This is a genomic window from Acinetobacter septicus, from assembly GCF_019355975.1.
GTDB classification, from domain to species: Bacteria; Pseudomonadota; Gammaproteobacteria; order Pseudomonadales; family Moraxellaceae; genus Acinetobacter; species Acinetobacter ursingii.
Genome location: NZ_CP079898.1, coordinates 230126 through 243980, shown reverse-complemented (window position 1 = coordinate 243980; position 13855 = coordinate 230126). Strand labels below are relative to the sequence as shown.

Genomic DNA, 13855 nt, shown 5'->3' with positions numbered 1-13855 from the left:
TATTTTAAAACAAGCCATTTACATCTGTTTATTTTTATCACATTTCATGAACAAAATTGAATTTAAACCGCCGATGATCAATGGCGTGAGTGCCAGTCAAGTCTTCTTACCCCACGATCGAGATCAAACTATTCAGACGGTTTTTCAATATCTCTGCAAACATTTTGCACATATTTTAGAACCAGAATGGCAACAACGTTTTACAGAGGGTTTGATTTATGATTCGACTGGACAAATACTCGCAGTCGATAGTCCATATCAAGCCAATACCCATATTTTTTATTATCGTTTTTTGGCACATGAAATCCATGTTCCGTTTGAGCACCAAATTTTATTTGAAAATGAATATTTATTGATTGTCGATAAACCACATTTTTTAACCATCAGTCCGACAGGACAATATGTACAGGAAACATTACTGGTACGCTTAAAAAATCAGACTGGAATTGAAGAATTAAGTCCAATACATCGGCTTGATCGGGAAACAGCAGGAATCGTTCTATTTAGTAAAAAAGCTGAAGTTAGACACGCGTATCAGGAGCTTTTTGCCAAACGACAAGTCCAAAAAACTTACCATGCAATTGCAGCTTATGAGCCAGAATTATATTTTCCCCAAGCTCTTAATCTCTGTATGGAAAAAGGACAACCTTTTTATACCATGCAGATTAATCCTTACGGTGAACCCAATAGCGAAACCTTGATTGAATGTCTGGAGCATAATAAAACATGGGCAAAATATCAGTTAAAACCCCATACGGGTAAACAGCATCAACTGCGAGTTCATCTCAATTATTTAGGTATTCCGATTCAAAATGATCCTTTTTATCCCACTGTTCAACATAAAGCAGACGATGATTTTTCTGCGCCATTACAACTTTTAGCCAAAAGCATTGAGTTTACCGATCCTATCAATAGTCAGAAAATTTGTATTGAATCAACATTTGATTTGAGTTTGTCATACCAAAGTAATGACAAATGAACGATTTTTTATGTGCAAAATATTGAAATTACAATTTCTTGGTTTACAATGAATTTTTTAAAATTAAAAAATCATTCGGTTATTATTCATGCGAAAAACAGAAGTCTATCAGGTTCGCCTTGACTCACAAGAAAAGAAACAGGCCTTTGCTGTTTTTAAGCAACTGGGGATTACACCTGCTCAAGCAGTTCGTCTTTTTTTCAAGCAAGTGGTTTTGACTAAGTCTATTCCATTTACCATTGAGAACCAGAATATCAATATGGAACAGCTATTAAAGCTGCGTAAAATGAAATCTGCGACGACGCAAAGCAATGGGTCTGCTATAGATACAGAACTTGATGATGATGCATTTTTTGAAGAGTTAAATGCGCTGTTAGGTGAAAGTGATCAACTTTAAATACGCTTTACTATTTATAAATATAAACAAGTTTTAACGTTCTTCTTTAGATTTTTTCGTTATGCTCTCCATGTTTAGGATAATTAATAAAATATATGGAGACATTAGATGATTGTAAGACGCGCGACATTAGAAGATCTAAATCAGCTTGCGGTGTTATTTGATGAATATCGTCAGTTTTACGGTGCTTCATCTAATCTTAAACAATCTTATAATTTTCTAAAACAACGCTTCGAAAATAAAGAAAGTGTCATCTTCATCCATGTTAAAGATGATGTTTTCACTGGTTTTGTCTTGCTTTATCTGGGTTTTTCTTCAGTTGCGTGTTCAAATTATTATATTTTAGACGATGTCTATGTAACCCCCATTTATCGTCGTCAAGGATCCGCCAGACAACTCATCGATACTGCAATATTATTTGCACGACATGAAAGTGCATTAAGAATTAGTCTGGAGACTCAGAAAACCAACGTCGAATCTCAACGGCTTTATGAGTCTATGGGATTTATTCAGGATGATGCTTTTCTTACTTATCACTGTTTTCTTAAATAATTTCACTGTGAATTTGATTGTTGTGCTGCCTGAATTTGCTCTTTATCTAAATAAATCCACTCCCCTAATTCAAGCTCAGGCAAATCCAATTCACCAATTTGCTGACGATGCAGCGCTTGAACTTTATTCCCTACTGCGGCAAGCATACGTTTAACCTGATGATAAACACCCTGATGAATGGTTAAACTGAGTTGGTACTCATTTAATAAATGAACATCTGTTGCAGCAAAAATTCCTTTTTCGTTATGTAATTCAACTCCTTTTTCTAGCGCGATTAATTGTTCCTGAGAAATCGGGGCGAGTGTCGTGACATGATAGACTTTTGGAACATGACGTTTGGGATGAGTGAGCGCATGTAAAAATTGACCATCATCTGTTAGTAATAATAATCCTGTTGGGCTTTGTTGCACAAACCTAGCCTATAAGGTTTATTCAGTCCTATAATTTCAAAATGAATAAACCTACTCTTAAAACTTATCGTACAACCAACTGGTCTTCCTATAATCGCGCTCTCATTAATCGGGGCAACATTTCCATTTGGTTTGATCCAAACACTCAGTGGTATGCACAACCACAAAACAAGCAAGGTCGAAATCAAACTTACTCCGATACGGCTATTCAATGCTGTTTAATGATCAAATCTTTATTTAGACTCTCTTTACGCATGGTCACAGGTTTTGTTCAAAGTCTGATTAAACTTTGTGGATTAAATTGGACCGCACCAGATTACAGTACGCTTTGTCGAAGACAAAAACATATTGATATTGCGATTAACTATCAAAAAAGTAGCGATGGACTGCATCTACTCGTAGACTCTACAGGCATGAAGTTTCTAGGTGAGGGCGAATGGAAACGCAAGAAACATGGAGCTGAATATCGTCGCCAATGGCGTAAACTACATATTGGTATAGATGCCAAAACCCTACAAATACGCGCTATTCAGCTCACAACCAATAATGTCAGTGATTCACAGGTGCTTGGTGATTTACTTAATCAGATTCCACAAGATGAGCAGATTGACTCTGTTTATACCGATGGAGCTTATGACACCAAGCAATGCCGTCAGGTCATTGCAGATCGGCAAGCACATGCGGTGATTCCACCTAGAAAAAATGCGAAACCATGGAAAGATACAAAGAGTAGCTCGCTAGAGCGAAATGAATTACTTCGAACAGTTAAACGTTTAGGCAGGACATTATGGAAAAAATGGTCAGGCTATCATCGCCGCAGTTTGGTGGAAACTAAGATGCATTGCATCAAATTATTAGGAGATAAACTCAGTGCAAGGAGTTTTGATAGCCAAGTGAATGAGATCCATGCACGTGTAGCAGTCCTTAACAGATTTACGGAATTAGGTCGACCACTTACCCAAGTTACGCCTTAAATTTGGCTCAATTAGGGGCGCTTTGCATTTCAAATCTTTGTGCAACAAAGCCATCCTGTTGTATCTTGATCTAAACGCCCAACCGCAGCGAGTCCACGTTCTCTTAAAATCTCTGGGAATAAATTAAAGACGCTTTGATGATGCTGAGGTTGATGTGAACATTCAAAACCTTGAGGTTTATTCAGCGCAATATACACTTTTTCGCGATAAGTATAATCTTGACCATATACTGAAAAGTTTAAACCATTCACATCGACACGACATTTTAGATCTGTTTGCACTTCGCTATGAATGCTTATTGCTCCATTTTTAATCAGTTGCTGACAACGTTTGCGTGAACCAAAACCTTGTGATTGCAACATTTTTTCCAAGAGCATAACAATATCCGAAATAAGCGATGGTATAGTTTAACTGATTTTTAAAATTTAACGCGACAAAATAAGCAGAAATAGCACAACTGCCACAGAAATTTAAAAGTTTAGCTTTGCTTAAATCAACTAGATTTAAGCAACAATACAAATGTAAAGTCTGAATAGCTCGGAAAATTTATTAATCAAATCTAAATCTTTATAAGTCTTATTTACTTGACTCTAAAATTACATTTAAATCAATTTTACAATCATTTAAAGATATTATGATTTTAAATAAATGCGCTTCATATTTAAGTTTATCATTCATATTTTTATTTATATGACTTATATTTTATAAATTTTAAATAAACCGTATTTAAAAAAATAATACATACAAGCAAGATACTTATATGTATTATATACTAATTAATTAATCCACACTTTTTAAAAAATATGTGATAACTCTAAAATCTAACCATTAGGATAGGCAGAGTAAAACTTGAAGTGCGACATAAACCACCTAATTAATTTAAAGGGTTTATGGAGTATATAAAATTGTCATACCATCATCTTAACTTTGAAGATCGTACTGCATTAATGCTTGAGTCAAGAAAAGAAGGCTTTTCAGCCAGAAAATTTGCTGAACTTATTAAAAGACATCCTAGTACGATCTATCGTGAGCTTAAAAGAAATAGCATCAATGACGTTTATCAAGCTCGATATGCTTCTGATAACACCTTCGCTAGACGTAGACGTGGTCACAGAAAACTCAAAATCGATTCAATCCTCTGGAAATTTATTGTTGAAGCGATCCGTTGTTTATGGTCTCCTCAGCAAATAGCAAAGCGTTTAAAGACATTTCCTGATTTGGATCAAACAATGAATGTAAGCCATACAACGATTTATTCAACGATACGCGCATTACCAAAGGGTGAGTTGAAAAAAGACTTATTATCCTGTCTGCGTCATGAAAATAAAAAGCGAAAAGCTAACGGTGAACCTAAAAAAGATTCTATATTACAGGATATTAAAACTATTCATGAGCGCCCAGCCGAAGTTCAAGAAAGAAAAATACCGGGTCATTGGGAAGCTGATTTAATTAAAGGTAAAGACAATAAAAGTTCGATAGCAACACTTATTGAACGAAATACACGGCTCTGTATCTTGGCAACATTACCTGATGCAAAGGCAGAATCAGTGCGCAAGGCTTTAACTGAAGCTCTGAAATATTTACCTGCAGAACTGCGTAAAACGTTGACCTATGACCGTGGACGCGAGATGGCAGAACATAAAATACTTGAAGAAGATTTAGGCATAGATGTATATTTCTGTGACCCACATTCACCCTGGCAAAAAGGCACATGCGAAAATATGAATGGTTTAATTAGGCAATATTTACCTAAAGGGATTGATTTAAATCAGGCAGATCAGCATTATTTAAATCAAGTTGCCATGTCACTGAATACTCGTCCTAGAAAAGCGTTAGATTGGCTTACACCATTAGAGAAATTTGCTCAGCTTGTTGATTATCATAAGACTTTTCAAACTGTCGCACCTCATGTTTGAATTCGCCATATTTTTGATTAATTAATTGGGTTCGGAGAATACCCATTCGTGTTGAAAGATTAGTTAGTATATATAAATCTCTCCTCCGATTCTGTGCTGGCAAAGCATCGACATCATAATTTATTGGCATCACGATTCCTTTAGGTATTGCTGCATTCATTCCATAAATTTTAGATATATCAATAGCTAAAGATTGTTGATCTGCATGAGTAAAAATTGCAACTTTACCCAAACTAATGCTTGCTTTCTTAACAATCATAGCGGCCACTTGATCAATACTTGCCGTAACGACTCCATTTGTATTGATAGTTGGATTACCGACTGAAATGACTTTATCGCTCTCTAGGTGATACTTTGACTTTAAGATAGAAGCCACTTCCCACTGTGCGTAAATTAATACTGGGTTCATTTGATAAAGCATATACACTGCATCGGCAATTTGCTCATTAATAGGTCCAGATTCTGGCATTGTATTACCATTCAATGCTGGGCGATATCCAAAGCTATAAGCTACGATTGTATTAATTGTATTCAAATCGAAAGTAGCAGTATCCCAATTAAATAATGTCTTAAATAGGTTCTGAGTCTGTGTATTTGCCAAAGTAGCATCATTCAATTCAGTCGTTAATTTACCTAACATTTGTCGCTTTAATTCAGCATCTGATGCAGCCAAAGTTGAAACTGTCGCAAAGACAGAGGAACCGATTGTACACAAACCCACAATAGAGGGCGCTAAAGTAAGAAAACGTCGACGTGTTAACATTATAAGATGTCCTAAATAAGGTATTAGCCCTGAGGGTATGCTTGCTTGGTTAATAAAATTGTTTTGGTATAAAGCTGTGCATATATATCGTGAATGAGGTATAGATCACGACTGCGTGTCCAAGGTTGCCCAGACTGCTCATCATAAATCATTGGTAGAGGAATCTCTTGAACCACGGCTGCCTGTATTCCACGTAATTGTGAAGTCAAGATACATCGTTTTGCGTGATCTCTATGGCCTACAATAGCAGCATTACCTAGCGCAGATGCTCCACCAGAAATTTTAATAATTGTATTGGCGACATCGTCAGTACTGAGATAGATAATAGTTCCATCAGACGCGATGATCGGCTCAATAGAAGTTAATACATCTTTCTCTAAATGATATTTAGATGTTAAAAAACGAGCAATTTCCCATTGTGCATAAATTTTGACAGGCTTTAATTTATATATACTATAAATGGTATCCGCAAGTGCTTCATTCATTGGGCCAGGATCAGGCATTGCTGCTTGATTTCCACCATTACTAGAAGTATTTCCACTTTGTTCATTAGGACGATTACCAAAAGCGTAACCAATAATACTATTGATTTGATTCGCTTTAATTTGTGGTAATTCCCAGTTGAAGCAACAGTCAAGTATGATAGGAGAGACAATACTTGCGAGCTTAGCATCACCTAGTTGTAGATTCATTTTAGCTTCAATTTGTGTTAGTAAATTTGAGTCATTTATTGGCTCTTGATTACTTATTTCTTGTTGCTGATCATTATCATTGCAACCACTCAATAAAGTTCCCGCAGCCAGTGCGGTACCTATAGCTAAAAATTTTCTACGATTACTATTGGGAAATTCACTCATTATCTAATCCAAGATATATTTAAGTTTAAAAAAAAGAATTTTAATGATTCAAAATCATGAAATTTTGGGATTTTAATTGTAATTAATGACAATAAAGTTAAAGTTTTGCTTTGATAAAATAATTTTCAATAGTAATAAAAATTAAATATATTTTGATTACTGTCCACTTCTTAATTGAATAATGCGATGGTTTGGATATGAAAAAAATTTTATTGGGCAGTCTTATTTTATCTGCTTGTACAACACAAGCTTTTGCAATGAATATATTATTAGTTAATGATGATGGTCTAACCAGTAATATTAAAGCTCTATACGACGAGTTAAAGACAGAGGGTCATAATGTTTTAGTCTCAGTACCCTGTTCACCACAAAGTGGACGTGGAGGTGCTATCGTAATGTATAGTACAACTGTAATAACATCTGACAATGATAAACAAATTGCAGCAGAAAATGGTTGTCATAATGGTGCAGCTCCAATAGGAGCACCTGCCGCTGGAACTTTTACTAAAGCGGGCTATACCAATGGTGACTGGAACTATGTCCATGGAACGCCTGTAATGGCGACCATTTACGGTTTAGATATTGTTGCTAAAAAGCATTGGGGAAAATTACCAGATCTAGTCCTCTCAGGGCCCAATGAAGGACAAAATGTCGGAAAAGTAGTTATTCATTCTGGAACTATTGGTAATGTTCAATTATCTGCAGGTCGTGGGATTCCATCCATTGCATTAAGTGCAGATACTAATACAGTTGATGATAAATCTTTAAAAAATCCCAATTCTGTGATTGTGGCGAAGCAAACTGTAGTGCTGCTAAAAGAATTACAAAGTAAGGCGGGTAAAGGACCATTATTAGCCAAAGGTATAACTTTAAATGTTAATTTTCCTAAGAATTTAACAACCAATACTCCTTTTGCTTTTTCAAAAATTGGAACTTTTGATTTATACAATTTTAAATTTAATGTAAGTAAAGATAATAGTGGAAACAATCAATATGGTTTAGGCTTTGATGTGACATCTAGTACCCCAGCTTCTACTCAAATGTCCGATGAAAGTGTTGTCATGCAAAGTAAGATTGCCGTTACGGCAATGCAAGTTGCTTATGAGCAGCGACCCGCAGCTCAAGAATGGCTAAAAATACGATTAAAAGGGTTATTTAATAAGTAAAGGGGAATAAATTGATGAAACGTTACTTATTAGCTTTGTTTTTGAGCTTAGGTTTAACTGCTTGTAATGATGATCATAAGGATCAACAAAATACGATAGCTGAGTCGCCTGAATTAGCCCCAAACTTACCAGTAGGCACATACATTATTAGTACAGTCACCAATGAAGATTTACCGCAGGTTGGCAAGTATTATTTAGGACAAGATGGCAACAAGTTATTGGTACTCAATGATGAGCAAGATCGTGCACAAATCGTGATGAGTTACGATGCAAAAAGTAAAACATGGCAAAGTAACCAGAAAGATAAAAATCTTGTTATTAAGCTAGATCATTATGAAAAAATTGTCGATGAAAAACTGGATATTAATCAGTTGATCGGACTCTATAACCTCTCATTTTCCAATGGCACTACGATTCCTATCGAAGTGAAAGCTAACGGACAGATGATCGCTAAAGATCCTAACTGTACCTTTAATGGTGTGATAACTGCTAGCCAACTGGCAAATACTGCAATATATGCATTGACAGATAATAAATGTGATTTACTAAAAAATAACACCCAAGGCTATATTGTTGTTGATGGCGATCTAGAGCCAACAAGTTTTAGAATGCTTTCAAGTAAACTTGAATCACAAGATGTCTGGGCATTTTTAAATTAGTAAATGTAATGAGAAATGGTAACGAGCTTAAGTACGTTATCATTTCTCATATCCAGTATTTACAATAACTTAGCTCAAACGGCAACTACAGATATAATCAATCCCGATATTACTGCAAATATTTTCAATCAACTCATACCTTCAACTATGTGTGGCTAATATTACAGATAATGGCCTTCAGCTATATACATCCCTTATTGCCTGTGATTATCAAATATTAAAAAAGAAAAATGATATTTTTCAACCATTGGTAAAATAAAAAATCGTTATACAATATACCTCTCCCCCAATATACGCTTTTATTACCATGATCATGTCACAGCTTGATGTCAATCTGTTGGTTTTACTCGTTTTACTGGCCTGTGGTATTTTCAGTCAAAATGCGGCAGTCACGATTGCTGCGGGTGTTCTAATCTTCTTTAAGCTTACACCATTAAGTCAATTTTTCCCTTATTTACAACAACATGGATTAAATATTGGCGTTATTATTTTAACCATCGGTGTGCTTACGCCTATCGCCAGCGGCAAATTAAGTGGTGAGACGATTCTTAAATCATTCCTGAGTTACAAATCCATTTTAGCCATTGCAGTTGGTCTATTAGTGGCGTGGCTGGGCGGTCGCGGCGTTAAACTCATGACCAATCAACCAGATGTTGTTGCAGGTTTATTGATTGGTACAGTAGCGGGGGTCGCTGTACTTCGAGGAGTTCCTGTCGGGCCACTGATTGCAGCAGGAATTTTGTCTTTACTGATTAGCTATCAATAATCAATTGATTAAAACCACTTAAGTCTTCAGGCTGTTTCTTTGATCGTTTTGATAAATACATTTGCTGATCTGCATATTCAAGTAATTGTTCAACGCTATCTGCATGGGTTGGATAAATTGCAACCCCTGTGCTGGCTCGAATACTCAAGTTTTTATTTTCAAAGATAAATTCTTGATCACAAACAACATTGATTCGATCAACTACGTTCAAACTTAGTTTTGGATCAGCTAATTGAGTAAGAATAATGGCGAACTCATCTCCTCCAATACGAGCCAGATGGTCTTGAACTCGAATCACCATTTTTAATCTTTGGGCAAATTCTTTTAAAGCAGCATCACCAACCCGATGTCCATACTGATCATTAATTTGTTTCAAACCATCCATATCAATCATTAACAAAGCAAAATAATTCTGAGTAGATTGAGTTGAAGCAAGACATCTTCTGAAATGATCTAAAAACTGACTTCGATTGGAAAGCTCGGTAAGCACATCCTGAGTCGCCATACGATAGAGTTCTTGTGTACCAAATCGTGTTGCATGATACATGGCGGCCGCAATCAGTTCAGACATTAGCTCGAGTAGTCTTAAGTCTCCTTCTGCAAAAGCGGCTACTTTTTTTGAATATATTTTTAAAACGCCTAAAGGTTCTTCACAATGAATAAGTGGAACAACCGCCATTGAACGAAGTCCTACATAACGACAGGCAAATACATCCACTCTTGGATCTGTCTCATTATCTGGACTATATAAGATTTCTTTTTTTTCAATACAAAGCCCCGAAAGAGTATTTTTAACTTTTATGCGATGACCTAGTAGATTTAAATTATGATCAGATACTGAATGAACCACCATTTCATTGGTTTCTAAGAGTTCAATAATTGCTCCATCAGCTTCAATAATGTTCTTTGACTGTTGGGCAACCACGGTCATCACTGAGTCTAAATCTAGCCCCAATTTTACAATTTCAGTCTGCGTCTTGATCACAGAAAGTAATTGTTCGACTGTCGGTTGAAATTTACCTGACATTCTAAGCCCTAACCCGTATTAAAAATGATGACTTTTTGACTATTAAAATAATAAGGAAGTGATGGGAGGGAATTTTACGACTAATTATGAAAAATGCATAGAAAATAAACAGACTTATGCGCTCAAAAAGGGCATTTTTAATCAATCTGCCGAATGACCTACAATTTAAATAATGTCCAAGTGTCTTTATTAGAAAGAATACAAACTTCTTTCATAAATTCCTTTTATTTCTCTCTATTAAAGAAAAATAAAGAAAGTTTAAACAATGATGAAAGAAGTCTTATAATTAGGCTGAATAATAATTTATTCTTTTCTGAGAAAATTTTTCCAACTGTTTCAAAAAACCTTCAAAATAGCTTTTTTCTTTCTCGTCAGTCCGATAACCCGCATATAAAGTACGGCGCAAACCTTGTGGTGCAACACAACTCAAACGACGACTTGTCACCCAGCCTTTTTGTTCATATTCATTCACCACCCAATCAGGCAAAGCTGAAATACCACGCCCACTGGCCACCAGTTGAATGAGCATCTGAGTTAAATCGGTGGTACGGATGGCTTTAGGCTGGATATTTGCAGGAAGAAATAGATGCGCCATAATATCCAGACGATGTTTATCAACAGGATATGTGATCAACGTTTCTTCAGCTAAATTTTGTACCGTGATATTTTCGCTACGCACCAAAGGATGCGTATTGGATAAGACCAAACGTGATTCATATTCAAAAATCGGAAAATATTCAATCCCTTTAAGCGCGATCGGATCTGCGGTAATGAGTAAATCGAATTCACCTGTTTGTAAAAGTTCATGTGGATTGGCTTCAAAACCCGAAGCAAAGTCCAGATCGACATCAGGATACTGTTGACGATATTGATTTAATAATGGCATTAACCAGTCAAAACAACTGTGGCACTCAGACGAAAAAATAATACGTCCTGTCTGCCCATGGACAATACGCGTGATATCACTTTGTGCAATTTGAATTTGTGGTAACACATCATCGGCAAGTTTTAATAAGCGTTGCCCCACATTTGAAAAGGTTACAGGTCGACTACGACGATTGACGACTTCGACCCCATACCAATGATCAAGTTCTTTCAGTTGATGTGAAATTGCTGAAGGGGTTAGACACAAATCATTTGCAGCAGCGACCAGTGAACCATGCTCACGTAAAGCCAGAAGCGTTTTAAGATGGCGAATTTCAAGCATAAAGTCGAATCAAAACAAAAGAGTGAATATTATTCATTATATCATGAAATTTATTAGCTTGTTTCAACCTAAATTTTATTTCATTATTCGTTCACTACATGAATATGACTCAACTTATATGACTTTAAAACACAATCATCTTCTAGTTCCATTTTGACAGATCAAATAATTTGGATGCTAAATTCTTACTAAGATATTGAAAATAAAAATGTTATAAATTTTAAAATAATAAATATAAAAAACTATAATCAAAAACTCCAGACACTCTAGGTCAACGTTGACCTAGAGCTTTTTTTATCAGAACGGTTGATCTATCAAATTCATCATGGAGTTATTGTGCAACATCATTAACTTGAGTTTGTGATTGAGCAACCATTGAAAGTAACTGATGACTTGCAACATTATCGTTTTGATCAAATATCACCTGATAAGAAAGTTTCTTTCCATCAAAATATGATTCCGCAGGCGTTCCAATGACTTCCCACAAACCAATCGAAGCGACATCTGCTAAGCCATGCCAAATCACACGACTGGTTTTATTTGCTTTGGAATAACCTTGTTGGAAAGTATAAATTTCTACACGTTGACCATCTTTATATTCACTTGCAACAGGTGCACCAAACTCAGCAATCACGTGATTACGTGAAATACCTGTATTTAAAACACTTAGATTTTTCTTACTGGGCTGATTACTTGCCATGACTACAGCACAACCACTACTAGTCAAGACAGATACCAGCAACCCCACAGCCATACATTTTTTTAACATCTTCATACTCATTATTCTGATTAACTCCATCACCGCATTAAACCCCGTAATGCAGCATGCAAATATATATTGTATATAACTTTTTTCAATCATTATTTATCGCTGTAAAGATGTTAAAAATCTTTAATCCCGAGTAAATTAGTTAACTATTACAATCTCTTTCCACTATAATTATTTCTTGATTATTCTCCCATTTCTCTCAATTTTTTATGTCAGCTAAATCAAATACATCGATTGCTTCGGGTTCACCCCGACAATATTCATTATTTTGGGTCATTTTAGCATTAGCGATTGGTGGCTTTTGTATCGGAACAACTGAATTTGTTGCAATGGGACTGATTCAGGAAATTGCCAAAGATCTACATATTAGTGTTCCAGATGCAGGTCATTTTATCAGTGCTTATGCACTTGGCGTGGTGATTGGTGCGCCAGTTATTGCTATTTTAGCTGCACGCATTCCACGCAAGTCGTTATTACTGGGTTTGATGTTATTTTACGGCATTGCCAATGCTCTAACCGCTTTGGCTCATACACCTGAAACTGTTTTACTTTCACGTTTTATCGCGGGTTTTCCACACGGCGCTTATTTTGGTGTAGGCGCATTGGTCGCCGCAGAACTGGCTGGTCCTAAAAAACGAGCTTCCGCTGTTGCTCAAATGATGATGGGGTTAACCATTGCGACAGTTTTCGGTGTTCCATTGGCAACATGGCTAGGTCAACAATTTGGTTGGCGTTCAGGCTTTGAATTTTCCTCAATTATTGCTTTTGTTACCTTAGTTGCCATTGCCATTTTTGTACCCCAAATACCAGTACATTCAACAGCCAGTGTTAAAACCGAGTTAGCAGGGCTGAAAAATATCCATATGTGGCTCACGCTTGCTGTGGGTGCAATTGGGTTTGGCGGTATGTTTTCGGTCTATAGTTATGTCTCACCTATTTTGACTGAATATACCCAAGTCAGTATCGATATTGTTCCCATTGCTTTAGCCATCTGGGGCGTTGGTATGGTGATTGGAGGATTATTGGCAGGTTGGCTGGCCGATCGGAATCTAAATAAAACCATTGTAGCCGTGCTTATCAGTTCGGCACTTGCTTTCGTTTTAGCCAGTTTCATGATGAGCCAGCTTTATACTGCGATTTTTGCCTTGTTTTTGATTGGACTCACGGTCATGGGTTTAGGCGGAACTTTACAAATGCGCTTAATGGATGTTGCTGGCGAAGCCCAAGGCTTGGCGGCATCTCTCAACCATTCAGCCTTTAATTTGGCAAATGCGTTAGGCGCTTTTTTAGGTGGTTGGGTCTTGAGTCATCAGATGGGCTGGATCGCACCTATCTGGGTGGGTTTTGTTCTAAGTCTTGGCGGATTAGTGATTTTATTGATCGCCTTTGCTGTAGAAAAATATAAGAAATAAA

General features: G+C 36.3%; 14 protein-coding genes and 2 pseudogenes. 9 read left to right on the top strand and 7 right to left on the bottom strand.

The genetic code is table 11. From position 1 onward, the window contains the following. Positions 1 to 46: 46 nt before the first annotated feature. From I6L31_RS01250 to I6L31_RS01240, 3 genes are all read left to right on the top strand, one after another. A complete protein-coding gene (locus I6L31_RS01250) occupies positions 47 to 979 on the top strand; it encodes an RluA family pseudouridine synthase (RefSeq protein WP_005003941.1) in 933 nt (310 codons plus the stop codon). Between the two features lie 88 nt (positions 980 to 1067). Further along, positions 1068 to 1376 carry a type II toxin-antitoxin system RelB/DinJ family antitoxin gene (locus tag I6L31_RS01245; RefSeq protein ID WP_004989494.1) on the top strand — a complete coding sequence of 103 codons (309 nt, stop codon included), beginning with the start codon at positions 1068 to 1070 and terminating at the stop codon, positions 1374 to 1376. A 108-nt stretch (positions 1377 to 1484) separates the two neighbouring features. Further along, entirely contained in the window at positions 1485 to 1928 is a 444-nt protein-coding gene (locus I6L31_RS01240) for a GNAT family N-acetyltransferase (RefSeq protein ID WP_004989495.1), read from the top strand. A 2-nt stretch (positions 1929 to 1930) separates the two neighbouring features. Here the strand turns inward: I6L31_RS01240 and I6L31_RS01235 are convergent. Next, positions 1931 to 2338: pseudogene (locus tag I6L31_RS01235) on the bottom strand (pseudouridine synthase); the annotation flags it as partial. Positions 2339 to 2379: 41 nt separating this feature from the next. Here I6L31_RS01235 and I6L31_RS01230 point away from each other — a divergent pair. Beyond that, the gene (locus I6L31_RS01230) at positions 2380 to 3312 is read left to right on the top strand and encodes an IS5 family transposase (protein ID WP_005001898.1); all 933 of its coding nucleotides are present in this window, start codon (positions 2380 to 2382) and stop codon (positions 3310 to 3312) included. A 38-nt stretch (positions 3313 to 3350) separates the two neighbouring features. Here the strand turns inward: I6L31_RS01230 and I6L31_RS01225 are convergent. Then, a pseudogene (locus tag I6L31_RS01225) lies at positions 3351 to 3689 on the bottom strand (pseudouridine synthase); the annotation flags it as partial. 513 nt (positions 3690 to 4202) lie between these two features. Between I6L31_RS01225 and I6L31_RS01220 the strand changes: the two are divergent. Continuing rightward, positions 4203 to 5228: an IS30-like element ISAba125 family transposase gene (locus tag I6L31_RS01220; protein WP_010326927.1), complete on the top strand. Its 1026-nt coding sequence runs from the start codon at positions 4203 to 4205 to the stop codon at positions 5226 to 5228. On the opposite strand, the gene I6L31_RS01215 is transcribed toward I6L31_RS01220, so the two are convergent. Together I6L31_RS01215 and I6L31_RS01210 are read right to left on the bottom strand one after the other, a co-directional pair. After that, positions 5155 to 5991, bottom strand: coding sequence for a hypothetical protein (locus tag I6L31_RS01215; RefSeq protein ID WP_005003936.1), 837 nt, complete (start codon positions 5989 to 5991; stop codon positions 5155 to 5157). The genes I6L31_RS01220 and I6L31_RS01215 overlap by 74 nt on opposite strands. 23 nt (positions 5992 to 6014) lie before the next feature. Then, positions 6015 to 6848, bottom strand: a complete 834-nt coding sequence (locus I6L31_RS01210) for a hypothetical protein (RefSeq protein ID WP_005003935.1) — start codon at positions 6846 to 6848, stop codon at positions 6015 to 6017. 197 nt (positions 6849 to 7045) lie between these two features. Here I6L31_RS01210 and I6L31_RS01205 point away from each other — a divergent pair, with 197 nt between their 5' ends. The 3 genes from I6L31_RS01205 (at position 7046) to I6L31_RS01195 (ending at position 9439) form a co-directional block, all read left to right on the top strand. Beyond that, positions 7046 to 8014 carry a 5'/3'-nucleotidase SurE gene (locus tag I6L31_RS01205; protein WP_005003933.1) on the top strand — a complete coding sequence of 323 codons (969 nt, stop codon included), beginning with the start codon at positions 7046 to 7048 and terminating at the stop codon, positions 8012 to 8014. Between the two features lie 14 nt (positions 8015 to 8028). Further along, on the top strand, positions 8029 to 8673 hold the full coding sequence (locus tag I6L31_RS01200; protein ID WP_005003931.1) for a hypothetical protein: 645 nt from the start codon (positions 8029 to 8031) through the stop codon (positions 8671 to 8673). Between the two features lie 310 nt (positions 8674 to 8983). Next, positions 8984 to 9439: a DUF441 domain-containing protein gene (locus tag I6L31_RS01195; protein ID WP_161798701.1), complete on the top strand. Its 456-nt coding sequence runs from the start codon at positions 8984 to 8986 to the stop codon at positions 9437 to 9439. Here the strand turns inward: I6L31_RS01195 and I6L31_RS01190 are convergent. The 3 genes from I6L31_RS01190 to I6L31_RS01180 form a co-directional block, all read right to left on the bottom strand. Next, positions 9426 to 10466 carry a sensor domain-containing diguanylate cyclase gene (locus tag I6L31_RS01190; protein ID WP_005003921.1) on the bottom strand — a complete coding sequence of 347 codons (1041 nt, stop codon included), beginning with the start codon at positions 10464 to 10466 and terminating at the stop codon, positions 9426 to 9428. The genes I6L31_RS01195 and I6L31_RS01190 overlap by 14 nt on opposite strands. 286 nt (positions 10467 to 10752) lie before the next feature. After that, complete coding sequence (locus I6L31_RS01185) at positions 10753 to 11673, bottom strand: LysR family transcriptional regulator (RefSeq protein ID WP_004989520.1); 921 nt, start codon at positions 11671 to 11673, stop codon at positions 10753 to 10755. A 331-nt stretch (positions 11674 to 12004) separates the two neighbouring features. Next, the gene (locus I6L31_RS01180) at positions 12005 to 12442 is read right to left on the bottom strand and encodes a hypothetical protein (protein WP_034697739.1); all 438 of its coding nucleotides are present in this window, start codon (positions 12440 to 12442) and stop codon (positions 12005 to 12007) included. 209 nt (positions 12443 to 12651) lie between these two features. On the opposite strand from I6L31_RS01180, the gene I6L31_RS01175 reads away from it, so the two are divergent. Then, positions 12652 to 13854, top strand: coding sequence for an MFS transporter (locus tag I6L31_RS01175; RefSeq protein WP_005003916.1), 1203 nt, complete (start codon positions 12652 to 12654; stop codon positions 13852 to 13854). Position 13855 lies beyond the last annotated feature (1 nt).

Bases quoted from the DNA above. Each gene is read 5' to 3' on its own strand.
- I6L31_RS01250 (WP_005003941.1), top strand. From the start codon at position 47: ATGAACAAAATTGAATTTAAACCGCCGATGATCAATGGCGTGAGTGCC.
- I6L31_RS01245 (WP_004989494.1), top strand. From the start codon at position 1,068: ATGCGAAAAACAGAAGTCTATCAGGTTCGCCTTGACTCACAAGAAAAG.
- I6L31_RS01240 (WP_004989495.1), top strand. From the start codon at position 1,485: ATGATTGTAAGACGCGCGACATTAGAAGATCTAAATCAGCTTGCGGTG.
- I6L31_RS01230 (WP_005001898.1), top strand. From the start codon at position 2,380: ATGAATAAACCTACTCTTAAAACTTATCGTACAACCAACTGGTCTTCC.
- I6L31_RS01220 (WP_010326927.1), top strand. From the start codon at position 4,203: ATGGAGTATATAAAATTGTCATACCATCATCTTAACTTTGAAGATCGT.
- I6L31_RS01215 (WP_005003936.1), bottom strand. From the start codon at position 5,991: ATGTTAACACGTCGACGTTTTCTTACTTTAGCGCCCTCTATTGTGGGT.
- I6L31_RS01210 (WP_005003935.1), bottom strand. From the start codon at position 6,848: ATGAGTGAATTTCCCAATAGTAATCGTAGAAAATTTTTAGCTATAGGT.
- I6L31_RS01205 (WP_005003933.1), top strand. From the start codon at position 7,046: ATGAAAAAAATTTTATTGGGCAGTCTTATTTTATCTGCTTGTACAACA.
- I6L31_RS01200 (WP_005003931.1), top strand. From the start codon at position 8,029: ATGAAACGTTACTTATTAGCTTTGTTTTTGAGCTTAGGTTTAACTGCT.
- I6L31_RS01190 (WP_005003921.1), bottom strand. From the start codon at position 10,466: ATGTCAGGTAAATTTCAACCGACAGTCGAACAATTACTTTCTGTGATC.
- I6L31_RS01185 (WP_004989520.1), bottom strand. From the start codon at position 11,673: ATGCTTGAAATTCGCCATCTTAAAACGCTTCTGGCTTTACGTGAGCAT.
- I6L31_RS01180 (WP_034697739.1), bottom strand. From the start codon at position 12,442: ATGTTAAAAAAATGTATGGCTGTGGGGTTGCTGGTATCTGTCTTGACT.
- I6L31_RS01175 (WP_005003916.1), top strand. From the start codon at position 12,652: ATGTCAGCTAAATCAAATACATCGATTGCTTCGGGTTCACCCCGACAA.